Here is a 21,794-nt window from a genome sequence, read left to right as displayed (position 1 = left end):
AATACTCCCTGTAAAGCGAAGGCTTGTTCCCAGCCTGCCGAACCAGGCTGGGATTAGAACCGATTGAGCAGGGATGCATACACTAGGATAAATGGCCTAGGGAGGGACAGAAATGAACCAGCTTGCCCAGATCGAAGACGCTAAATACACTCTGATCGGCAGATTGTTTACACTGGGAGGATCCGTGTTTTTCCTTATCGGATCTCTGATTGTCGCCATTCTGGCGTACAAATCGTACCAGGACCTTCTCCAGCCCCAAGCCTGAACAAAGCCTTCCCCGAATAAATGCTCATGCGCGCTTGATCCCGTGCTGCCGAAGTCCTCTCCGACCTTTGAGGGCTTTTATTGCTTTAGGGGCTTTGACCGCCTCTCCCCCCTCTCCCTGCAACCTCTTAGAAGAGAAAGCAGCCCCTCTAACCAGGCGATTAGAGGGGCTGCTGCTTCGCTTCATGGACGGGACAAGCGCTTGACCGCTACAATCGCCGAGCTTCGTTCATCGAGCCCTATTTCCGAGGAAATAAGATCTCGATGATTCAGCCAGAATTCAAGCACAGAATCCGGCTAGCCGATCCATTCCGAGGGCCAAAGATGCATCGGCGTCAAATTGTCGATCAGGCAGGCGCCGCCCTCCTCCATGGAATTGACCAGCAACTGCGCTCCGGACTCCTTGGCCCAGCCCGTCCCGATCTCCAGAATGCGTCCGAAGGCTATTTTTTGAGAATGAGCTCTGCCGCATATTCGACTCCATTAACCTTTTTGATTTCCTTCAGCACATAGACGGTATTCATCAGCTTGATTTCATCGCCTGGCCGATGATGCCTATTGCGCTCGTCTTCAATAATTACGAGGGAATCGATTGCAGAGGATGTTTTGTTTTCTTCGTACGTCCATTTGACCTTCCCGTTTTCCGATAAGCTCGGCAGCGGAACCAAAATACGGGCAGGGAGCGGGGATTGCCATAGGTTCGAGCGCCATAACGCTGCGGCAACGAACAGGAGCACGGCTGCCCCTGCCAGAATGAACATCCACTTTGGTTTCATGCCATCCTCCTATGCAAAATGGGACTGCTGTTTACCAGCGTTTACCAATCGGCCGTACAGGTATGAATTCAATAAAAGTCCCTATTTCCCTTCTCCGAACACAACGGCAGCATCGCAGCAATTCAAAATAAACCTATCCATAAAAAAAGCTGTCCCCCTGCCTTTCGGCAAGAAGACAGCTTTTCAAAACAAGAATAATGAATCAGTATTCCATCAGCATGGATACGTTCTGCCAGCCTGCGCCGACCGTCCAGAACACCAGATAGTCGCCGCGCTTGACCTTGCCGTCCCGCAGGGCGTCATGCAGGGCAAGGAACGGGCTGTTGCTGGCGGTATAGCCGTATTTGTCCCCGACATAAGCGACCTTGGAGCCGTCGATGCCGAGCCGCTCCGAGACGAGCTTCACGTTACCGACCGAGAATTGGGAGAACAGATAAGCGCCGACCTCCACATCCCGGATTCCGTTGCTCTCCATCAGCTCGCGCAGGGAATCCACCGCGGAATCGACGCATACGGAGTCGTCGAACGGAGTGAATCTGACCTGGGCTTCGGCAGCGTCCCCGCGGTACAGGTTCGACAGCCCATTGGCAGGGAACAGGGAATTGTCGATGACCGCCGTGTCCGTCTGATAGAGCGAATCGATGAAGCCGCCGCTTCCTTCCTGCGCTTCCAGAATGACGGCAGCCGCGGAATCGGCGAAGTTGGAATGGTAGACCGGCTCCTGCGGGCTGTGGACGGAGAAATGATCCGCTCCAACGACGAGCGCCCGCTTGATCCGGGGGTTGCTCAGCATCGTGCGGCTCGCCTGCTCGACCGCCACCAGCATGCCTGCGCAGTTCGCATTGATATCGTAGCACATCGTCCGCTTGCTACCGCCAAGTCCGCTATGGAGCTTGAGAGCGTTGCTCGGAAGCAGATACTCCGGCGTCTGGGAGGAGAAGATGATGAGATCGAGGTCCTCGGCCGCGCATCCAGCGGCGGCCAGCGCCTTGCGGGATGCCTCCAGCGCCATCGTGTACGTATTCTCGTCCTGGCTGTCGATGACAAACCGCTTGTCGCGGCCAAGAGCCTTCAGCAAGCCCGACACTTCAACGCCGGACTGGCGGAAGCGCTCCACATAATACTCATTGTCCACTTCGTGGGAAGGATGATAGATTTCCAGGCTGCGGATTCGGACAGCTGTCATTGGCTTTTCCTCCTCTGGATCGTGATCAGGCTTCGTTGATTTCGTAGTTTTCCAAGCCAACTCCGCGCGCTACGCGGCCGAGCTGCATTTTGAGCACCGGATTTTTGGCAAGCAGCAGAGAAACCTTCTTGAAGCCGTCTTCCTTGTACAGCGCGAAGCAGCCTTCGAGGATCGGCAGCGAGCTCGGAGCCGATACATTGAGCTGCGTGCAGTCGATACGGATTTCGTACTCGGACGTATCGATCGTCGCGATCGTGGCTTTGTATGCCTCCACGGATTTCATGCCGTCCTCGGGAGAGAACGTTCCCTCTACCTGCGCGTTGAAAATCTTGTTCGTTTTATCCAGATCAATATTGAAGCTACCCATTTCTGTATCCTTCTTTCTTGGCGAGTTTAGTTGAAGTCAGTTGACGACGAGCGCTTTGAGCCGGTCCAGTATCGGAGCAGGCTCGGTTCCATCCGTAATGACCTCGATGAGGCACGGTCCGTCCAGGCTATCGATGAACGACGGAATGCCAGCCATCTCCTCGATGCTTCCTACCGACATGGACCGGATCCCGGCAGCTTCCATCATGGCTGCGATGGAGATGCGCTCCTGCTTGTAATCCGGGATGGAGCGGCTGAAGAGGAACTGCTGGCCTCTTTCCACATAAGACAGCATCGCGTTGTTGATGATGAAGTAAATGACGGGAATCCGATATTCCTTGGCAGTGAGGATATCCATCCCGTTCATGAAGAAGCATCCATCCCCTGCGACGACGGCGACCGGCCGGGAAGGATCGGCGAGGGCCAGTCCTGGCGCTCCCGAGATTGCCGAGCCCATCGCTCCGTAATCGAGATTGATTTCGAAGTCTCCCCCGTCCGGGACATGGATGTACTTCAGCGCGAAGTTGGTGAACTCCCCGATATCGCATACATACCGGGTGTCCGAAGGCATGGTGTGCTTCAGGTTTTCCAGGAACAGCCTCAGAGACATTCCGGTATGGTTGAGCTCGTAAGGCTCGTTCACGGGATCCTGCCGAATGTGCCGGGTGGATGCGGACGGAACAGCGTTCAGGAGATACGGAAGAACCTCCTTCAGATCGCCGCATACGGCCGCATCCGTCCGGAACACTTTGCCGAGCTCGGAGGGATCGCGGTCCACATGGACGACATTCCGTCCGGCGACAAGCACGTCGTTGAAGTTGCAGGTCGACGCTTCTCCGAGACTGCTGCCCAGCACAAGCACGCAGTCGGGCTCGGCCGAATTCACATACCGGCTCGCTGCCTCCGTGCTGGAGAACCCGTAGTTGCCCAGATTCAAAGGAAAATCTCCCGAAACGATTCCCTTGCCGGCTGGCGTCGTAATTACAGGCCACTGCAGCTTCTCGCTGAGCTGCCTGATGCCGTCGCCGAAGCCGCGCCCGCCGCGGCCGACCATGATCAGCCCCTTGCTTGCGGAGCGGATCAGCTCAGCCGCTTGCTCCAGCGAGGCAGGGTCCGGCAGAGGAGCTGAGAACTCGGCTGCAGCCGGCGCTTCGGGAATAGGAACGTCCAGATCCAAGCGCTGGATGTCGATAGGAATGCACAGGTACACTGGACCGCAAGGGGGAGTCAGAGCGATCCGCACCGCCTTGTCCAGCTCCGCCAGCACATCCTGCTCGCGCAGCACCGTAGCGCTGTACTTGGTGACACCCTTCACCATCTGTTCGCCGTCAAGCTCTTGGATGGCTCCTTTGCCCATCTGCCAGCGGTTGATGCCGCCAGCGATGACCAGCATCGGGGCTTTGGCCCGCTTCGCGTCCGCAATGCCGTTCATCATGTTGCTGACGCCCACAGCTCCCGCTCCGGCGCATACGGACAGCCTTCCCGAAGTGCTGGAATAACGGGCCGCCGTATAGGCCGATCCCGCCTCGTTCTTCGCGATGACGGGCTTGATGCCCACGTCGATGAGCGAATCATAGATAGGTCCGATGATGCCGGCCGGAATTCCAAACAGATACTCGACTCCTGCAGACTTCAAATAGCGCAGCATGGCTTCTGCGAGTTTCAAAAAATCCACTCTCCGATTTTATAAATCTTCTCTGTAAAAGGCGATTAGGCGTTCCATTTCGCGGCTTGCGCCGGAGCAAGCTCATGCAGGCCTCCGATGGAGGCCGCGATCGCCGGACCGGCAGCCTCTTGCTCTTCCATGAAAGGAGCAGCCTTCTCCGGCAATTGTTGAATCAAATGTTCATTTTTATCTGTTTCCTTCATGATCAGCCGCATGGCGGGATGCTTCTTCTTGGATGGCCAGCACCTGCTGCCTCAGCAGACGTGCAGAATCAAGCGACTGCGTCATGGCATCCAGCTGCTCCTCCGCGGACATGGAGATTTCCTTGGACCCGGCCAGCGCGACTTCCGTGCTCTCCGAAGTTCCGCGGACGGAGGTCAAAATTTCTTCCGTGCTTGCGTTGATCTGCTGCGTAACGCTGGATATTTCCTGAACCTTTTCGGACACGCTTCCCGTCAGACCGACGATCTCATGGAAAGCCTGTCCGGCCGAGTTCACGCTGCTTACCCCGGACTGCAGCTCCGCGTTGAAACGGTTCATCGCTTCGGAGGAGCGCCGGAAATAGTTTCGAATATCCGCAGCCGTCTTGGCGATATCCTTGGCCGAAGAGGAGGACTGCTCGGCCAGCTGGCGAATCTCGCTGGCAACGACCGAAAAGCCTCTGCCGAATTCACCCGCATGGGCAGCCTCGATCGCCGCGTTCAGGGAAAGCAGATTAATTTGGCTGGAAATTTGGCTCACGACGTGGGCGATCTTCTCGATCTCCTCGTTCAAGCCGCTCATTCCCGACAATGCTTCCGACGAAGCCGCGGCATGCTCGGAGACGACATTCATCTGGGATACCGCATTGTCGATGACCGCGGCTCCCTGGTCGGCCGTCTCCGCTACAACGGCGGTCTCCTCTGCAAGAGACATCGAGGAGTTCGCGATATGCTCCATACCTTTCGTGACTTCCTCCAGCATGGCCATGTTGTTTCTGGATTCCGCCGCGATGGACTCATTGCCGAGCGAGATCTGCTCGATGGAAGCCGTTATTCCTTCCACCAGGTCTTTGCAGAATTCATTGTCCCGGACGAGCGAACCGGAAGCCGCAGCCGCTTCCTTGGCCAAGGACAGGATGCGCTCCGTGCTCTGGGACTGCTCCTCCAGCGGTGCAGGCGTAGCCTCGGCCTCGCCTGCTGCCGGCTCCAGGCCGAAGCGGCGGCGAATCTTCGGAGAGAGCGCCGTCAATGCAGCCGCCCCCGCAAGAACCAGGACAAAGGTCAGCATTCCGCCCCCTGCGGCGCTGCGGCCGCTTGCACCCGCAAGCGACAGCACAGCGAAATGGACGATACCCGATGCCGCTCCGATCAGCGCGGCCGATCCGGCAAACGCAAGAGCCAAAGGCCTTCCGGCCGTAAACGGATTGTTCATGATCATGCCCGCTTTCTCTACTGACTATGGTTTCCTGTTTGCTCCCCGCCTGAATGCCAGGTTGCTTGTTGAGCTTTCGTTGATGATGACGCTCCTTTCCGCTCCCGGCGGATCGACTGCAAACATTAGACATATCGGAATATAACGATGCATTCTTTAACTTTCATGGCAAATTTAAACGATTTTTGTCGAAATCTGTTCTATTTCCATGCCGCCGCCCAGGTTTCTCATGCCGAGCCGACAAGAAAAAAACCGGCCAGAAGGGCCGGTTCGAAACTCGGATTCATGGTGCCGCCGAGCTTAGCCGAGAAAATTGATGAAAAAGTCCAGCTGATATTCCATGCTTAGAGGATCGTTGAAGTAGAACGCTTTTGCGTCGGCTTCAAAGACATGCTGATTTTGAACAGCGGGAATGTTCTTGTACGTTTCCGTCGTCTGGAACGAATTGTCCTCATCGGCGTTTTTGCTGAAAATGACATAGTCGCCGACATAGTCGCTCAAGACTTCATTCGATACGGCGAAGTAACCGTCCTTGCTCGTCGCTTCCTTAACCTTGTCCGGCATATGCAGGCCGAATTGCTGATAGAGAATTTCGGTTCCGCGGCCAAAGTTGTCTCCATATACATAGAGCTGCTTGTTGAACGTCTCGATGACCGAGACCGTCGCATCGGCGCCGATCTTCGCCTTGATCTCTTCTCCGGCTTTCTTCGTACGGGCGTCGAAGTCGTCTACCCAGGCCTGGGCTTCTTTTTCTTTATTCAGCAGCTTGCCGATTTCCAGCTGCTGCTGCTTGAAGTCGACTTTTCCGTACGTAAAGGTGACCGTAGGGGCAATTTCCTTGAATTTTTGGATGTTTTTAATATCGGAGAGCCCGATGATGAGATCCGGGTTCAGCTCCACGATTTTTTCGAGGCTTTCTTCGTCTACAGCTTCTACGCCATCCAGCTTGCCGGCGAAATTCGGATTGTCCAAGGACATCTGGTCCACGCCGACCAGCGGTACACCGAGAATCATGACGTTGCCCGTCAGGAACCGGGTAAGCACGACGACGCGCTGCGGATGAGTCGGAACCTCGACAGGTCCGTTCTCGGATTGATAAGTAAAGGTTGCCGCTTCCGATGCGGGCGACGCTGCGGGAGCCGGGGAACTTCCGGCGTCGGCATCATTGGCTTGATTGCTGCCGCAGGCGCTCAGCAGAACAACGAAGGCAAGGACAAATAAAACGGAAAGCTTTTTCATGACATGACTCTCTCCCTTTAGATGCGATCTCTACACAGCCAATAAATGATTATGAAAATCATTCTCATTTACATGAGTTATTATAGAGAGCCATTGCTTTTCATGCCATGCCTTTTTGTTGGGAAATGGGCTTGGACTATTGATTGCCGGCATCGAAAACGGCTTGGACTATTGATTGCCAATAAAAAGCGCCTCCGCCCGCTGAAGCTGCAATCGAATCGAAACCGGATTGTACGGCACCCAGTCATCCTTCTCCACAAAGTGGACGCGATTGCGGCGTACAGCGGGAAGCTCCTCCCAGTAAGAGGAGCCCAGCACCGCTTCGGAATGCGCCGTCGACCCTTTGACATCCGGAAACACGATGACCATAATCCGGTCGCCCGCATAGTCCGCAAGCTGCGAGATTTCAATAGGGATGGAATGGAATTGTTCCCCGAGGCGATCCATCTCCTGCTTGATTCTGGCGGGCGGCTGCAGACCGAGCGAGCTGTAGAGGACATACCCGACATTGCGTGCTCCGTATACGAGCAGTTTATCCGGCTTGATCACCACAATTGCGATCGTCTCGTCCGCCGCTCCGCTATGCTGTATCCGTGCACGGGCTGCCCGCTCCTCCTGCTCGAATTCGGCCAGCCATTGCTCCGCCTACTCGGCTCGCCTGATCACCTGGGCGATGAGACGGAGATGCTCTTTCCACCCGACCCCCATCCATGGAATCTCCGCGATTGGGGCGGCGACACGCAGCTGGGCGGCATGCAGCCCATGCTCGTCCAGCTGCCGGCTGTCGGCAATGAGCAGCTCGATGTCATGGGCGAGCAAAGCCGACCTTACCTGCTCGACGGAGCTGTCGGCATGAATGAACGTCATCGCTTGCGGCGGCTGAACCCCTTCCGCGTTCACGTATTCGCTGTTGTCGGATATGAGGACGGACGGCTCCAGCCCGAGAAGCAGCAGGTGGCTGGCGTATGGCGTCAGCATGACGGCGGCGCGCCGCAAAGACATCCGATTGTAGGCTGAGGGCGGCATTCCCGTCTGCTGCTTGAACCGCCGGCTGAAATAGAACTCGTCCTTGTAGCCGACCCTGAGCGCGATCTCTCTCAGCGTGCCCGAGCCGCTCAGGAGCAGCTCCTTGGCCCGATGAACGCGAAGGCGCGACAAGTATTCATTGAGGGAGAAACCGGTCAGCCGCTTGAACAGCATGGAATAATGGGATGAGCTCACTCCTGCAATTTCGGCCAAGGCATCCCGCGTCATCTTGTCGCTGTATTGATTCTCCAGGTAAGCCAGGCTTCGTTCCATGGACGGCTGCAGGCTTGCTGCCTCCTTGGATTCCAGCCGCTCGACAAGCCCTAGAACGAGCTGGTGGAAGACGATCTGATTGCGGACATGGCGGGCTTCGCTATCCGGAGAGCGATGGACGTACAGTTCCTCCACAAAGGCAGTCATCTCCGGCTCACAAGGAAAGAAGTGAAGCTCTGAAGTAGAGGCGATCCCGCTTTTGCGCATCATTTCCTCTGCAAGCTGCTTCTGCTCTATGGAGCCGATGGAGAGGGTGTAGGCATGGAGCGCCTGCAGACGGTCCGCAATCAGAGCGGCCTCACTGCATGCAGAAAGCAGGATGACGCTCCCTTCCGCAATCTCGACGCTGAGATCGCCGGACTTGAAGATGCCTTTGCCGCCGGCGATGGCGACCAATGCGGTAGAGTTCTGCCCGATCGGCAGATTCGCGCTGCCATAGAGCGATTGAATGCTGCCGAATGTATAGAACGGAAATCGGGATTCCACCCATTCCGGGACCGCAACTTTATCCACGCCCGATGCCTCCATATGAAAAAAAGTGAAAAACACTTGCTACTATTCTGCCCGCTTGGACGACCATTGTGCAGACGGGCGGTATAGCGGAATCGATGCCGGCTCGGATTCTGCCTGGGAAAAACATTGCGCTATCATGTCCATTGTACCTAACCGATATAAGGATTGAGAAGATGAAGCTGCCGAATCGGCGGGGCTGTCATCGCCATTCTTGTTCGATTTCCTGAGCTCGATCTCTCTTCTCTTACATACCTGATTATTCAAACTGCGGTGCTGCAGCTCCATCGTATCCCTTACGACGGCACACGCCAAGAAAGGAACCGAATCCTGCTAATGTCTTATTCGCTTCGATCCATGTTCGCCGTCTTGCTCGCCGCCGTAATCATTCTGCTGACCGGAGTGCTGAGCTGGTCGATCGGCAGCAAAACAACCGTTGAAATCGAATCCCAGATCGGCCAGTCCCTATCGGAAACATCCTATCAAATGGCGGATAAACTGGATTCCTTCATGTGGTCCCGCTCGGGGGAGCTCGATGTGCTGAGCAAGCTGGAAGCTTTGCAGCATCCAGGCTCCCCGGAGCAAATCCGAGCTTTGCTCGATCAGTTGAAATTGAGCCTGCCTTCATTTACGTGGGTAGGCTATCTGGACCCGAAGGGAACGGTCATCGCTTCCACTGACGGGATTTTGACGGGCAGCAACATCGCTCAGCGCCCTGTATTCCAGGAAGGGATAAAAGGGAAGTTCATCGGAGACGTCCATGAGGCGGTTCTGCTGAGCAAGCTTCTTCCCAATCCAACCGGAGAGCCGATGCAGTTCGTCGACATCAGCCTGCCGATCTACGACAAGGCCTTGAACGTCCAAGGAGTGCTTGCCGCCCATCTCAGCTGGGCTTGGGCGCGCGAGATCGAAGCTTCTATTTTGCAGCCCATGAAAGAGCACAAAGAAAATGCGGATATTCTGGTCGTAAGCCAGAACAACGATACGGTTCTCATCGGCCCCTCCTCCATGGTGGGCAAGCCGTTGGTGCTGAACAGCTTGTCGGAAGCTCAAGCCGGCAAGAACGGCTATTCAAAGGAGCGCTGGAGCGACGGCAAAACCTATTTGACGGGATACGCGCTTGGAGACGGGTACCAGAACTACAAGGGACTTGGCTGGACCGTCATCGTCAGGCAGCCGATCGACATCGCATTCGCTCCCGTAGATGGCATCCGGAATTTCATTATTGGGATCGGCATTATAACCGCACTCTTGTTTGCGATCGCAGGCTGGTTCACCGCCGGCATGGCCGCCCGCCCGTTAAAACGGATCACGGTTGCCGCCGAGCGCCTGCTCCGGGGCGAGCCATCGGCCATCCCGATCCACAAAGGAATCCGCGACATCGAAATTCTGTCGGAAACCCTCCATCACCTGGTCACGGACCTGACAAAGACCGAGCTGGCGCTGGATGAGATGGAAAATCAGGCCCATCAGGACAAGCTTACGGGACTTCCCAACCGCCGCGCGCTGGATTCGTATCTGGACCACGCGGTCGCCGCCGCCCGCAGCGGCAAGGTTCTGACCTTCCTCTACATGGATTTGGACGGCTTCAAATCCGTCAATGACGAGTACGGCCATCAAGTGGGCGATCAGCTCCTGCAGCTGACGGCGGCTAGAATTCGCTCCTGCATGCGCGCTGGAGAGCTTGCGGTCCGTCTGGGAGGCGACGAGTTCCTGGCCGTGTTCTATACCTCCGCAAGCGATTCCGAAGCCGGCGGTATAGCGCTTGCGAACCGGATCATCCAGGCCATCAATGAGCCCTTGGCGATCGAAGGCCATTCCATTCAAATCGGCTGCAGCGTAGGCGCAGCCCGATGGCCGGATGACGACCCGGATCCGATCTCGGTCATCCGCAAAGCCGACGAGGCTCTGTATCGCTCGAAGCGCGAAGGCAAGAACAGGTTGACCTTCGCGGGCAAGGAAGCCTAGCCTTTTGAAAACGCAAAGAGACCGCATACCGATCGGTATGCGGTCTCTTTGCGTTTTCGTCCCGCGGCTGTCCACAAGGAGAGCGTGTGGAAACTTTTTACGTTCCGAATTTCCGTGCTAAATAGATGAAGGAGCAGGATCACGCAGAGCCTGCTCCTTCATCCTTGTTCTTCGGCCATTAAACTCTTAATTGCCGAAGAATTGATCTTTGTCTCTTCCCGAAACCGTTATGGTTTTATCGGAAGAGTTCGGGACGAGCTTGAATTGATTCTCGTTTACTTTTACGGCTGTGGCGGAAACGGATGCCCTGCTTAGTTGATTATTCAGAGCACTGACCAAATTAGCCATGTTGGCATAATTCCCATTCAGCATGATTGTTGCTGTTTTTACGCCGTCGCCAATGGTGAAAGTACGGTTTTTGGAGCTGTCCTCGTCCGTCCCGGTGTAATGATTGTTTTGGAAGAAGAAGGACTTGACGGAAGCAGAGGCGGCTATTGCGGCGCTGGAAGCGCAAGCAGCAGCAGATCAGGCAGCGGCCAATGCGGTGAAAGCGCAAATTTCCGCTCTGCCATCAAAAGAGGCTGTCACTCTGGCCGACAAAGCAGCGGCAGCTCAAGCACGTACAGCCTATGATGCTTTGTCTGCAACCCAGAAGGCGCTTGTAGGGGACTTCCTTGAAACTACTTCTTCGGACCGAGGGCCATATGGCCCGATGCGTGAATGCTTTGTTATAATAAGTAGCCTTTTTCTTCGAAAAAACCTACTCTTACTCTTTAAATAATTCGCTGAATTCATCTAGAAATACTTTAGGTGAGTCTTTCTTGCAAAAATAATCAAAGAAAATAGAATCCATCAAAGTTATTCCTGCACCAGCCAACGGGGTAAGTTTAAAACTTGCCGTTACAGCAGTTGCTAACCTCAGAGTTTTAATAAATGGCAAATCACCTATGTTTTTCGAGCGTTTATCGATCTCGTTGATAAAGTCCTTAACAATATCGTCCGATTCTTTATCAGCACGAACCTCGATTATATGCCGTAACCACTCAACAATAACTTTAAAACTTGAAGTTTCTTTCAACCTTAAAATATCATCTAATGTGATTTTTCCGTTAATAAACAAAGTTGGTATATCAGGTACGCCATAGGATCTTGTAAGCTTCAAGAAGCCATCTCTATACTTTGCATCAAACCGGTCGGCAAAATTCTCTAGTTTAATATTTATGACATCTACCAAGACGTCATCCATAAATACATTTGTAATATCAAGATCATTGCATACCGTAGTTCTAAAATATGTTTCCGATAATCGATTTACTATCTTGGCGTCATTACTAAAAAAGGTCTTCGGGGTCCGTGATGACAATGAAAGTCGGGATGAGAGGCTTCTATCTTGAAAATCACTTTCTATTCCTACCATTATATTGTCGATTAAGCTTGGAGTAATTGTTTTCATTGTTTCGAAAAGAGGCTTGGATAAACCAGAAAAATCACCTGCCCAGCCAGGACTCATTATTAAATGATCAATGTCACCTTGTTCTTTGATATTTATATGTGTAGGTCTATGAACTTTTGCAAGGGTATAAATATGATTGTGTTTTACAGCTCCTATATGGCTTTTACCAACATCTACTATAGATAAGTGACCCTTAATCACTGTTTCCAGAAGTGCATCCTTATTTCTCAAGAACCTCACTACTACAGGCAATTCTAGGTGTTCAATAAAAACAGAATCGTAGTATAGAATACTCTCCATCAGTTGTCCTATACGTAGATTAACAAATCGATCATTGTCCAACGAAAGACCATCTTTGTATACCACATTGCTTAAACTAACAGTCCTATGCCGAAAGATATCTGAATGAAATAATGTATATCCGTTATTCATCTTCGATACAACCCCCACGATTTATTTAAGGCTATTTCGTATAACGTCTTACGCATTCACGACCCGAGAGGCTTAAGCTGCATCTGCGATCAAACGAAGTAATCGCTCCGCCAGGTCGAAATCTTAGCCTCGCAGGTGTTGTCCGCTGAATCCGCTTCTCCGAAATACCTCCAGCGGACCGAGGGAGCGACAGCGACCGACGCGTGACATGCGGTGTTATCTGCAGTTCCTGCCCTCTTCGAGATCGCTAATCTTGCACCTAACAGTCACACTCCTACCATACGTTGAAAGAATCTGCCCCCTTAGAATCTAATAATCTATATTGTGAAATTTCTGAAAAGGGTTTAGATCCATAATAATCCATCATCATTTTTTCTATCTTCTGTTTTTGACCACTAATATATTCAAGTGCTATTGTTATCATTTCACTTAGGATAGTTACATTTTGTTTATATAAAAAATTTCGACGTACTTTTACGTGGGCTATTTCTACAATTTTGTAGTTTTTAGTATCCACTGTAATGCCAACTTTGCTATCTTTAAAATCACTTTCGTCATGAGCCAGAGTACGATTCCGTATATCTCGGAAATCATTGAATTGTTTTAAGTAACTATGCTTCCCAATACTATTAGCAAATGAGTCGAATACTTGCTTAGCATCTAACTGAGAACGACCCTTTCCACCTGAATTCGAAAAGCACTTTACTAAAAGTTGTATAGAGCTATTTATAAGTGCGCCATCAATCAAGGTTGAGTCCTCTGTAAAAAACATTTGATCGATGTACGCTCTTGAATATATTAGATCATGTTCATAAGCAAGCAGTGATAGGTACCTACTAAACATCCCTCGAAGTTCTCCTAAATTACATTCGTCAACTTGAAATACTTTATACCTGTTATCATTATCCTCGATTATTACTAACTGATCATCAGTAAAGATATAATTAAAATTCATATCTAAACTCCTCGCAACCATATTATTTTTTCTCATAGCAAGAATTGCAGATAAGTCTTTTCTGCGAAATGTTTATCACTTTCATGCCTTATGACCGATTCAACGGACTCTGCACGCGGAGGATGTTATGGATGCCAAGGTGGGTGTAGAGCTGGGTGGTTTTGAGGCTGGCGTGGCCGAGCAGGGATTGGATGCAGCGCAGGTCGGTGCCGTCCTCGAGCAGGTGGGTGGCAAAGGAGTTGCGGAGGGTGTGGATGGTGAGTGGCTTGCGGATGGCGGAGGTTCGTTTGGCTTTTCGAGCACCGCTCCATATGACCCCAATACGCCCGGCGCGCCTTCAAGCTGTAACCCTTACGCTTCATGGCTTCCAGACAGGGAAAATACCAGAGATCGCGATCGAGCTGCCGGAGAATCGAGTATTTAGCGGCAAGGAACGGCTGGACAGCAACGGAAACGGCAATGACAATGGCAACCGCACCATCCCAGCCGAGCGGCAGGTATACAACACGTCTGCCGTTTCTTCGAAGTCCATCATATATCATCGTAGCTATTTTTCGTTAACGCCATCAATCTATTTTTATTGCTATCTTTCCCTTCTTGTTTCCTATCATTTATAGGCACATTAGTAAATCGTTATATTTCGAGAAACTTGAAAAATCGTTCTGATAAGATAAATTAATGAAAACAAAGAAAAAGCCAGTAAGATCAATGGATTGAACTCACTGGCTATGCAGTAAATGATCTCAAACATGTTACATAAAACTTCATTTATTATTATTATCAATCTCATTTATAAACATTACTCACATATCGGCCTCGGCGAAGCTGGCCCTAGATTTTATACGCCTTCATCGCTTTGCGCAGCTCCTTGATGCTCGGACGCTTGCCGTAGAGCAGGACGCCGGTGCGGTAGATCTTGGCGGACAGCCATCCTAAAACGTAGATGCTGATCAGCATGATGCCGAGCGCGACGAGCACCTCCCATGTCGCCACATGGCCTACGCCCACTCTCAGAACCATGACATACGGCGAGAAGAACGGAATGAACGAAGTCACCTTGACCAGCATGCTGTCGGGACTCGCCAGATTGAAGATGCCCAGATAGAACCCGGCGAGCGAAACGAAGGTAAGCGGCATGACCGCCTGGCCGAGATCCTCGGTCCGGCTGACCAGGGATCCGACGGCCGCGTACAGAGTCGCGAACAGGAAGTAGCCGGTCAGGTAGAACAGGAGAGCGAAGATCAGCAGGTCGGAACTGACGTCGCTGAGATGGATATCCAGATTGCCGAGCGCTTCCCTGTTGGTCGGAATCTGGATGTTGATGAGGACTGCCGCCACGTAGATCGCGATCTGGAGCAGGCCGACCAGGAACATGCCGAAGATTTTGCCGAACATGCTGTTCAGCGGAGACACGCTCGTAATCAGCACTTCCATGATGCGGGAGCTCTTCTCAGTCGTCACTTCGCTGGCGATGACCTGGCCCGTCGCCATAATCGACATGAAGAGCAGGAACAGGACCGCATAGACCATGCCCATGTTGACGGCTTGCTGGGCAGCCGTGCGGCCGGCATCCTCGGAGGTTCCGTCCGCCGAGATCTGCAGCGCCTTCACGTCGACCGGCGCATACAGCAGCGTCTTCTGCTCAGCCGTAAGTCCAGCCGTATTCGCCTTGACGATCTGCAGCGCGGTTTTCAGTTCCTCGACCGCGGAATCGTCGAGCATTTTCTCCGATTTGTAGACAGCCGTATAGAAGCCGGTCTCCTTGTTAGGCTCCAGCAGCATGTAGCCGCTGATCTTGCCCTCGTTCAGAGCTTTCTTGAGAGCGGCCTCCGCCGAAGCCGCGCTCGATCCTCCATCGATCTTCTCCAGCTTGAGCTTCTGCCGGCCTGCCGGCTGGGAGTCGAAATATTCCTTGACCCAATCGCCGACGAGAGTCGGGGTCACGCTGCTTTGCGCCACGTCGCTCTGCATGGAGGCGTACCCGATCGTCTTCGGGCTGTCCGAGCCGCCGGATTTGAACAGCGAGATGATGTAGGGAAGGTTGATGGCCAGCGATAGAATAAGGACCAGGATAAGCGTCGTGATGAGGAAGGCTTTGCCTTTGACCTTGTTGCGGAACGTAAAGCCGGTGACCGTCCAGAGCTCATTCATGATTTTCACCTACCGTTTTAATAAAGATTTCGTTCAAAGTCGGTTCCATGATCTCGAAGCGGGTGACGTCGCTCTGCTGCATCGCATGCCGCAGAACCGCGCGCCCGGAAGCTTCATCCGCGATCCGCAGCTCGTAGGCATGCTCATGCCGCTTGACGCCGATAACGCCTGGCAGCTCCTCCAGTCCGGCGATCTCTCCGTCCGCTGCCAGCATGACTCTCTCCTTCGGAAAACGGTTTTTGATCTCCTTGAGGCTGCCCTTGAGCACCTCGTTCGAGCGATGCAGAATCGTAATGTTGCGGCATAGCTCCTCGACATGCTCCATCCGGTGCGTCGAGAACAGAATGGATGCTCCTTGGTCGCGGAGCTCCTTGACGGTCGATTTCAGCAGCTCGACGTTGACCGGATCAAGTCCGCTGAACGCTTCGTCAAGAATCATCAGCTTCGGCCTATGGATAATCGTCGCGATGAATTGGATCTTCTGCTGATTGCCCTTGGACAGCTCTTCCACGCGCTTGTCATAATATTCCGGCACGCCGAAGCGCTCAAGCCACATCTTGAGGCTTTTATCGGCGTCGGCCGCCGGCATTCCTTTCAGCCGGGCAAGGTATACCAGCTGCTCGCTGACCTTGATTTTCGGATAGAGGCCTCGCTCCTCCGGCAGGTAGCCGATGTCCCTGAGCTGCTGCTTCGTGTACGGCTTGCCGTTGTACAGGATTCGGCCCTCGTCGGGAAAGATCAGCCCGAGCACCATTCGCATCGTGGTCGTCTTGCCCGCGCCGTTGGCGCCGAGCAAGCCGTAGATCTCTCCGCTGTCCACCTCCAGGCTGATGCCGTTGACGGCGGTTTTGTCTGCATATTGCTTGACGACTCGTTCCACAATGAGAGGTTTCACTTCTTGTTTCCCCCTGTTCTTCTGATCGGATGTCGAAAATGCTTGCCGTATGGCCTGCAGTCCATGTTGTTGCAGTCCATGCTGCTGCAGTCCATGTGCCGCACTCCCAATTGATAGGCTGCATTCCAATCGCTGCGGTGCGTTTACTTCTGCGCAATCCTCTTATCTCTTATGCCGGATCAGATGGTCCAGGATATCGTCCAGCTCCAGAGCTTTCTGGCCGCTGACCGGATAGCCCTGCCGGCGGCACCATTGCTCCGCCTCCCATGCGCGGGAGGTGACTACGCGGCAGGTGCCTCCTCCAGTCTCCTCGACCCGGACGATTCCGGGCATTTCAGCGGCAGCGAGAGCTGCGTCGGCCGGCGAAGCGCCTTCTGGCGCCGATATATAGAACGTATGCCAGGATCCGAGCAGTTCATCCTTCTCATACATGCCGATGATCCGGCCGGAGTCCATGATCGCGATATAGTCGGCCAGCCGCTTCACCTCGTCGATGATATGGGTAGCCATGACAATCGTCCGGCTGCCTCTGTCCATGTACCGATGAAGCTCGTCGACCATCGTACGCCAGGCCAGCGGATCCAGACCCGATGAAGGCTCGTCGAGCAGCAGCAGCTCCGGACCATGCGCCATGGCGAGAGCCAATTCGTATTTACGGCGCATGCCTTTGGACATTTTTCCCAAGCGCAGCGAAGGATCTACCTCGAATTGCCTGAGCATTCTCTCGAATTCGTTGCGATCCCATCCGGGATACCACTGACGGACAAAGTCCGCCTTGGCCGTGCCCCGCAGCCTGCTGTCGAGCTTGTCGTCTTCTTCCGGGACGTAGCCGATCCTACGCTTGAGCTCCGTATCATCCGCCCCCTTGCCGACCTGTTCGCCCAGCATCGTGATCTCCCCTGCATCGGGGCGAGCTTGGTCAAGCAGCAGCCGGAAGGTGGAGCTTTTGCCGCAGCCGTTGGGACCTACAATCGCGGTCACATAGCCTGCCGGAAGCTCCAGATCCAGGGGACCTAGCCGGAACCGGCTGCGGTTCAGCAGCACGCCCGAGAAGCTCGCGGCTGAAGCGCTTCCATCAGCGGCCTGCTGCGGTCTGCTTCCCGCTGCCTCCTTCACATTCTGAACAGCTGTACTCACCCGGTTTCCCTCCGATCGGTTCGTCATATCATCTTCCTCCGCTCCAGCTCTTCGCGCAGCATGCTCTCCAGCTCTGCACGGCCGAGGCCTGCGCCTGCTCCTGCGTCCACCGCAGCCGAGATGGCCGTCTCTACGGCCTCCAGCCGCTGCTTGGCGCCTGCTTCGACATCGACCTTGGCGACGAAGGTGCCTGTTCCCTGCTTCGTACGGAGCAAGCCCTCCGCCTCCAAATCCTGATAGACCCTGCGGATCGTGATGAGGCTGCAGTGCAGATTCTGGGCAAGCTCGCGGTTGGAGGGCAGCAGCGTATTCTCCTCCAGCTGGCCGCTTATGATCAGTGTCCTGAGCTGGGATTCAATCTGGTGGTACAGCGGCTCGGCGCTATGCTCGTTGATATGAATGGGTAGCCGCACGGCTGCACCCCCTTAAGTTGAAAACATTCTCGGCCGGTTAACCCAGCAGGTTGCGGCGGCTGAGCCGCCTGGCCATCTGCCCGATCGTGGCGGCGAAGCTGAGCGCCGCGGCAGCCAGCATGATGATTGCCCAAGTCCAATTCCCCTCTTGCACGGCTTGCAATTGGTGGTTGACCAGCGCAATGCGGTTGAAGGACAAAAAGAGTGCGACGGCAAGAATGAAAACCATGATGACAACGCTGAACCAGAGGTAAGCTTTCCCTCCAAGCCCCATCTCCAGAAAAGCATAAAGGCAGCCGATTGCAATGCCGTATCCGAACCATTGCAGGCCGAAATTCAAAAATTGCAGCAGTGTCAGAAATTCATGATAAACAAGGACATATTGGGCTCCGAAGTAGATCAGCAGCATGGGCGTGAATATCGTTGCCATCGTCAGAAGGCGTCCGACGGCGATCTGCCGATAGCTGATCGGCAGCAGCCTGATCCGCGCGATCTTGCGCGCGACCTTGGCCTGCTTCCAGTTGCCGATGGTCGTCATGTTCATGAAGAATCCAAGGACCGGTATGATTGCCAGCATGATGAAGTCGATTGCCCATGAGCTCGATTCGGCTTGCCCCGCATCCCGGAGCTGCATGACCAGCGGAGTCGTCGTCACGATGAAGTAAAAGAGCATCGCGATATTGAACAGCCACCCGTACCCGATCGACATCCAGTCGTATTTGACAAGCAGCTTGGCGCCTTGCCAGGTGCTCAAGAGCGTTCCTCCTCTCCACACCGCGTTAATACGGTGTACATACTGTGTATATCTTTATATACACTATACACACCAATTCCAGTTTTAGTCAACAGCTAAATTTGGAACGAACTTGCATTCCCTGATTCCATCCACATTTGTTCAGCCACATATAAAGCCATCAAGATGACAAACTAATCTTCATCTACCATAAAAGGAGGAATAGAGCTTGAATCAGCCAACATTAGGGGCGTTCCTGTTCAGCTGCCTAAGCCGAGCCGGGATTTCCAACATATTCGGCGTTCCAGGCGATTATAATTTCAGCATCCTGGACGAGCTTCGCCGCCATCCCGAGCTGAGCTTCATCGGCTGCAGGAACGAGCTGAACGCCGGTTATGCCGCCGACGCTTTCGCCCGCTTGAAGGGCATGTCCGCCCTGCTCACCACCTTCGGGGTCGGCGAGCTCAGCGCCTGCAACGCCATCGCCGGCTCGAACAGCGAATCCATTCCGGTGGTGCACATCGTCGGCTCTCCTCCTTCTATGGATCAGTCCGCTCATAAACTCGTGCATCATTCCCTGATGGACGGGAATTTCGAAACGTTCCGAAAGGTCTATGAATCCTTGACCGCCTATGCTGCGTCCATCACCCTGGAGAACGCCGCGTATGAAATTCCTAAAGCTCTGCACATTGCCCAGACTCAAAAAAAGCCGGTATATTTGAACATACCAAACGATCTGATTCCAAAACCGATTCAGGCGCATATAGAATCATGGCCCGCTTCGGCAACAACTCCATCCTCCCTCGCAGAGGCGGCGGCTCATGCGGGCCAGCTGCTGAAGGGAAGCAGCCGCACGGTGTTGCTGACCGATGTGAAGGTGATGCGATACGGCTTGGAGAATGCCGTCCAGCTTCTGGCGGAAAAGCTTCATCTACCCGCAGCGTCCATGGTGTACGGAAAAGGCTCTTTCGACGAGAGCCATCCCAACTATATTGGCATGTACTCCGCTGGATGCGGCGAGGAATCCGTCCGCCAAGCCGTTGAAAATGCGGATTGCAAATCAACCCGGACAACGTCCGGATCGGAGCGGCCATGTATGCAGGCATACAAGCCCGGGATATGATGAATGCTCTCATGCAGCTCCAGATCGTACAGGCCGTTCCCGTTCCCGCTGCGATCTTTCCCTATGATCTTCCGCAGGGACAGCCGGATGATGACCTGGCGGCAGCCAACTACTATCCGATGTTCCAGCAATTCATCCAGGAAGGCGATGTAGTCGTCGTGGAAACCGGCACCTTGTTCGACGGGATGTCCCAGTTGAAGCTGCCCCGGAACGTCACCTACGTGGCGCAAGGGGGATGGCAAGCCATCGGCTATGCCACTCCGGCAGCCTTCGGAGCATGCATCGCCGTACCGGACCGGAGGGTGCTGCTGTTCACAGGCGATGGCTCCATCCAACTGACGGCTCAGGAGATTAGCTCCATGCTGGAGCATCAGTGCAAGCCGATCCTGTTCATTCTTACCAACGGCCTGTACGTTGTGGAAAATTATTTGAATGTCAACGCGGTTAATCCCGGTTATAACGTCATTCCCAAGTGGGACTTCACCAAGCTGCCGGAAGCATTAGGCGGAGACGCCTTCACCGCGACCGCCAGAACCGTCGCCGAGCTCCGCGATGCCATGAAGCAGGCGGAATCGGAATGCCGTTCCCGGCTGTGCATGATCGAGCTCATACCCGGCAACCCCATGGATGCTCCGCCTTTCCTTGTGAAAACCAGAGCCATTCTTGAAGCGCAAAAAAGGAACAGTTGACCCAAAAAACCAGTCTGCCCGGTCAAGCTCCGGACAGACTGGTTTTTTGGTTTTTTGTATGCATGCAAGCGGCCATGATCCGCCGCCTATCGTTCCGCCGCCTTGATGTAAAGCTGCAGCCTCTTATCCAGGCTAACTATGAAGCCTCACCGCCGCCCTTCATTCCGCTGTCAGCAGGACGTTGACTTCCGCGACCGTCGGCAGCGCAGCGATCGCGCCAGCGCGCGTCGTCGTAATCGCTGCGGCTGCATTGGCGAACGCGAGCAGCTCTCTCGCCGTCTGCGCCTCGATGCCGCCGAGAAAGTCCGATTGGCGCTGGACGCCGTACAGCAGCGAGCCGATGAAGGCATCTCCTGCGCCTGTCGTATCGATGACGCTTACGGCATGGCCCGGAACTTCGACGCGGAAGTCCTTGGACAGCCACGTCGCTCCTGCCGGTCCGCGGGTATAAATGACATGCCTGACATCGCCGGTGAACAGAGACTTCAGCGCTTCGTCCTCATCGGAGATGCCCGTAATGAACGCCAGCTCCTCGTCCGAGATCTTCACGATATGAGCCATCGGGAGGAACTCCAGAATGGCCTGACGGCATTGTTCCGGGCTGTTCCAAAGCGGCAGCCTTACATTGGGATCGAAGCTGACGATTCCCCCGGCTTCGCGGCATTTGGAGATCGCTTCCCGATGCGCGTATTTGACCGGAGCCTCGATGAGGTCTACCGAGCAGAAATGCAGGAGATCTCCTGGCTCGAACCAGTCTCCGATCTCATCCCTATCCAGCAGCATGTCCGCGCTCGGATTGCGGTAAAAGCTGAAATCGCGGTTGCCGTCAGCCTTCAGGCTGACGAAAGCCATCGCGGTATTCGCTTCCCGCGTCCTGAGCACCCTGCTGACGTCCACTCCGGCTTCCGCAAGCGTCTCCACCAGGAAATCGCCGAAGGCATCCTCGCCAAGCTTGCCGATGAACGCGCTTCTGCCGCCAAGCCGCGACACTGCGCTGGCGACATTGGCCGGAGCCCCTCCCGCCGCTCGGCTGAATCCGCTGACTGCCTTCAGCTCCACGCCTCTCTGATTCGGAATCCAGTCAATAAGGGCTTCCCCGATCGTAAATACAGTTGACATCCGTATC

General features: G+C 54.1%; 20 protein-coding genes and 2 pseudogenes. 5 read left to right on the top strand and 17 right to left on the bottom strand.

The genetic code is table 11. The annotated features are described in order from the left end of the window. Positions 1-112 precede the first annotated feature (112 nt). A complete protein-coding gene (locus ACLBWT_RS08095) occupies positions 113-265 on the top strand; it encodes a hypothetical protein (protein ID WP_447662551.1) in 153 nt (50 codons plus the stop codon). Between the two features lie 442 nt (positions 266-707). Here the strand turns inward: ACLBWT_RS08095 and ACLBWT_RS08090 are convergent, their stop codons facing one another. The 8 genes from ACLBWT_RS08090 to ACLBWT_RS08055 form a co-directional block, all read right to left on the bottom strand. Further along, entirely contained in the window at positions 708-1,040 is a 333-nt protein-coding gene (locus ACLBWT_RS08090; protein ID WP_447662550.1) for a hypothetical protein, read from the bottom strand. Between the two features lie 202 nt (positions 1,041-1,242). Beyond that, positions 1,243-2,226: a 3-oxoacyl-[acyl-carrier-protein] synthase III C-terminal domain-containing protein gene (locus ACLBWT_RS08085; RefSeq protein WP_447662549.1), complete on the bottom strand. Its 984-nt coding sequence runs from the start codon at positions 2,224-2,226 to the stop codon at positions 1,243-1,245. A 25-nt stretch (positions 2,227-2,251) separates the two neighbouring features. After that, positions 2,252-2,593 carry a hypothetical protein gene (locus ACLBWT_RS08080; RefSeq protein WP_447662548.1) on the bottom strand — a complete coding sequence of 114 codons (342 nt, stop codon included), beginning with the start codon at positions 2,591-2,593 and terminating at the stop codon, positions 2,252-2,254. A gap of 36 nt (positions 2,594-2,629) precedes the next feature. Next, positions 2,630-4,258 carry a thiamine pyrophosphate-binding protein gene (locus ACLBWT_RS08075; protein WP_447662547.1) on the bottom strand — a complete coding sequence of 543 codons (1,629 nt, stop codon included), beginning with the start codon at positions 4,256-4,258 and terminating at the stop codon, positions 2,630-2,632. Between the two features lie 186 nt (positions 4,259-4,444). Next, the gene (locus tag ACLBWT_RS08070) at positions 4,445-5,671 is read right to left on the bottom strand and encodes a methyl-accepting chemotaxis protein (RefSeq protein ID WP_447662546.1); all 1,227 of its coding nucleotides are present in this window, start codon (positions 5,669-5,671) and stop codon (positions 4,445-4,447) included. A 300-nt stretch (positions 5,672-5,971) separates the two neighbouring features. Beyond that, a complete protein-coding gene (locus ACLBWT_RS08065) occupies positions 5,972-6,910 on the bottom strand; it encodes an ABC transporter substrate-binding protein (protein ID WP_447662545.1) in 939 nt (312 codons plus the stop codon). Between the two features lie 168 nt (positions 6,911-7,078). Beyond that, a complete protein-coding gene (locus tag ACLBWT_RS08060; protein ID WP_447662544.1) occupies positions 7,079-7,462 on the bottom strand; it encodes a hypothetical protein in 384 nt (127 codons plus the stop codon). A 93-nt stretch (positions 7,463-7,555) separates the two neighbouring features. Then, positions 7,556-8,722, bottom strand: coding sequence for a helix-turn-helix domain-containing protein (locus ACLBWT_RS08055; RefSeq protein ID WP_447662543.1), 1,167 nt, complete (start codon positions 8,720-8,722; stop codon positions 7,556-7,558). A gap of 333 nt (positions 8,723-9,055) precedes the next feature. Between ACLBWT_RS08055 and ACLBWT_RS08050 the strand changes: the two genes are divergently transcribed. Continuing rightward, complete coding sequence (locus ACLBWT_RS08050) at positions 9,056-10,687, top strand: diguanylate cyclase domain-containing protein (RefSeq protein ID WP_447662542.1); 1,632 nt, start codon at positions 9,056-9,058, stop codon at positions 10,685-10,687. Between the two features lie 472 nt (positions 10,688-11,159). Then, entirely contained in the window at positions 11,160-11,468 is a 309-nt protein-coding gene (locus ACLBWT_RS08045; protein ID WP_447662541.1) for a hypothetical protein, read from the top strand. Here ACLBWT_RS08045 and ACLBWT_RS08040 read toward each other — a convergent pair. The 3 genes and pseudogenes from ACLBWT_RS08040 to ACLBWT_RS08030 all read right to left on the bottom strand — a co-directional run. After that, the gene (locus tag ACLBWT_RS08040) at positions 11,454-12,572 is read right to left on the bottom strand and encodes a hypothetical protein (protein WP_447662540.1); all 1,119 of its coding nucleotides are present in this window, start codon (positions 12,570-12,572) and stop codon (positions 11,454-11,456) included. The two genes, ACLBWT_RS08045 and ACLBWT_RS08040, sit on opposite strands and share 15 nt — an antisense overlap. A gap of 274 nt (positions 12,573-12,846) precedes the next feature. Then, complete coding sequence (locus tag ACLBWT_RS08035) at positions 12,847-13,527, bottom strand: hypothetical protein (protein ID WP_447662539.1); 681 nt, start codon at positions 13,525-13,527, stop codon at positions 12,847-12,849. An 88-nt stretch (positions 13,528-13,615) separates the two neighbouring features. Beyond that, positions 13,616-13,807, bottom strand: a pseudogene (locus ACLBWT_RS08030) (tyrosine-type recombinase/integrase); the annotation flags it as partial. Here ACLBWT_RS08030 and ACLBWT_RS08025 point away from each other — a divergent pair. Continuing rightward, positions 13,776-14,144, top strand: a complete 369-nt coding sequence (locus ACLBWT_RS08025) for a hypothetical protein (protein ID WP_447662538.1) — start codon at positions 13,776-13,778, stop codon at positions 14,142-14,144. The pseudogene ACLBWT_RS08030 and the gene ACLBWT_RS08025 overlap by 32 nt on opposite strands. A gap of 214 nt (positions 14,145-14,358) precedes the next feature. On the opposite strand, the gene ACLBWT_RS08020 is transcribed toward ACLBWT_RS08025, so the two are convergent. From ACLBWT_RS08020 to ACLBWT_RS08000, 5 genes are all read right to left on the bottom strand, one after another. Then, positions 14,359-15,678: an ABC transporter permease gene (locus ACLBWT_RS08020; protein WP_447662537.1), complete on the bottom strand. Its 1,320-nt coding sequence runs from the start codon at positions 15,676-15,678 to the stop codon at positions 14,359-14,361. Then, positions 15,671-16,573, bottom strand: coding sequence for an ABC transporter ATP-binding protein (locus ACLBWT_RS08015; RefSeq protein ID WP_447662536.1), 903 nt, complete (start codon positions 16,571-16,573; stop codon positions 15,671-15,673). Before ACLBWT_RS08015 ends, ACLBWT_RS08020 begins: the two co-directional genes overlap by 8 nt. A 162-nt stretch (positions 16,574-16,735) precedes the next feature. Beyond that, entirely contained in the window at positions 16,736-17,710 is a 975-nt protein-coding gene (locus ACLBWT_RS08010; protein ID WP_447662535.1) for an ABC transporter ATP-binding protein, read from the bottom strand. Positions 17,711-17,733: 23 nt separating this feature from the next. Further along, positions 17,734-18,123, bottom strand: coding sequence for a GntR family transcriptional regulator (locus ACLBWT_RS08005; protein ID WP_447662534.1), 390 nt, complete (start codon positions 18,121-18,123; stop codon positions 17,734-17,736). Positions 18,124-18,160: 37 nt separating this feature from the next. After that, a complete protein-coding gene (locus ACLBWT_RS08000) occupies positions 18,161-18,877 on the bottom strand; it encodes a hypothetical protein (RefSeq protein WP_447662533.1) in 717 nt (238 codons plus the stop codon). Between the two features lie 208 nt (positions 18,878-19,085). On the opposite strand from ACLBWT_RS08000, the pseudogene ACLBWT_RS07995 reads away from it, so the two are divergent. Next, positions 19,086-20,668, top strand: a pseudogene (locus tag ACLBWT_RS07995) (alpha-keto acid decarboxylase family protein). Positions 20,669-20,827: 159 nt separating this feature from the next. Here the strand turns inward: ACLBWT_RS07995 and ACLBWT_RS07990 are convergent. Further along, positions 20,828-21,787 carry a carbohydrate kinase family protein gene (locus ACLBWT_RS07990; protein ID WP_447662532.1) on the bottom strand — a complete coding sequence of 320 codons (960 nt, stop codon included), beginning with the start codon at positions 21,785-21,787 and terminating at the stop codon, positions 20,828-20,830. Positions 21,788-21,794 lie beyond the last annotated feature (7 nt).

The organism is Paenibacillus sp. D51F, from assembly GCF_053345695.1.
Note: the sequence above shows the minus strand (reverse complement) of the source record. Positions and strands in the feature narration are given on the sequence as shown.

Excerpts from the sequence above, each read along its gene's own strand:
- ACLBWT_RS08095 (WP_447662551.1), top strand. The coding sequence starts at position 113 with ATGAACCAGCTTGCCCAGATCGAAGACGCTAAATACACTCTGATCGGC.
- ACLBWT_RS08090 (WP_447662550.1), bottom strand. The coding sequence starts at position 1,040 with ATGAAACCAAAGTGGATGTTCATTCTGGCAGGGGCAGCCGTGCTCCTG.
- ACLBWT_RS08085 (WP_447662549.1), bottom strand. The coding sequence starts at position 2,226 with ATGACAGCTGTCCGAATCCGCAGCCTGGAAATCTATCATCCTTCCCAC.
- ACLBWT_RS08080 (WP_447662548.1), bottom strand. The coding sequence starts at position 2,593 with ATGGGTAGCTTCAATATTGATCTGGATAAAACGAACAAGATTTTCAAC.
- ACLBWT_RS08070 (WP_447662546.1), bottom strand. The coding sequence starts at position 5,671 with ATGAACAATCCGTTTACGGCCGGAAGGCCTTTGGCTCTTGCGTTTGCC.
- ACLBWT_RS08065 (WP_447662545.1), bottom strand. The coding sequence starts at position 6,910 with ATGAAAAAGCTTTCCGTTTTATTTGTCCTTGCCTTCGTTGTTCTGCTG.
- ACLBWT_RS08050 (WP_447662542.1), top strand. The coding sequence starts at position 9,056 with ATGTCTTATTCGCTTCGATCCATGTTCGCCGTCTTGCTCGCCGCCGTA.
- ACLBWT_RS08040 (WP_447662540.1), bottom strand. The coding sequence starts at position 12,572 with ATGAATAACGGATATACATTATTTCATTCAGATATCTTTCGGCATAGG.
- ACLBWT_RS08035 (WP_447662539.1), bottom strand. The coding sequence starts at position 13,527 with ATGAATTTTAATTATATCTTTACTGATGATCAGTTAGTAATAATCGAG.
- ACLBWT_RS08020 (WP_447662537.1), bottom strand. The coding sequence starts at position 15,678 with ATGAATGAGCTCTGGACGGTCACCGGCTTTACGTTCCGCAACAAGGTC.
- ACLBWT_RS07990 (WP_447662532.1), bottom strand. The coding sequence starts at position 21,787 with ATGTCAACTGTATTTACGATCGGGGAAGCCCTTATTGACTGGATTCCG.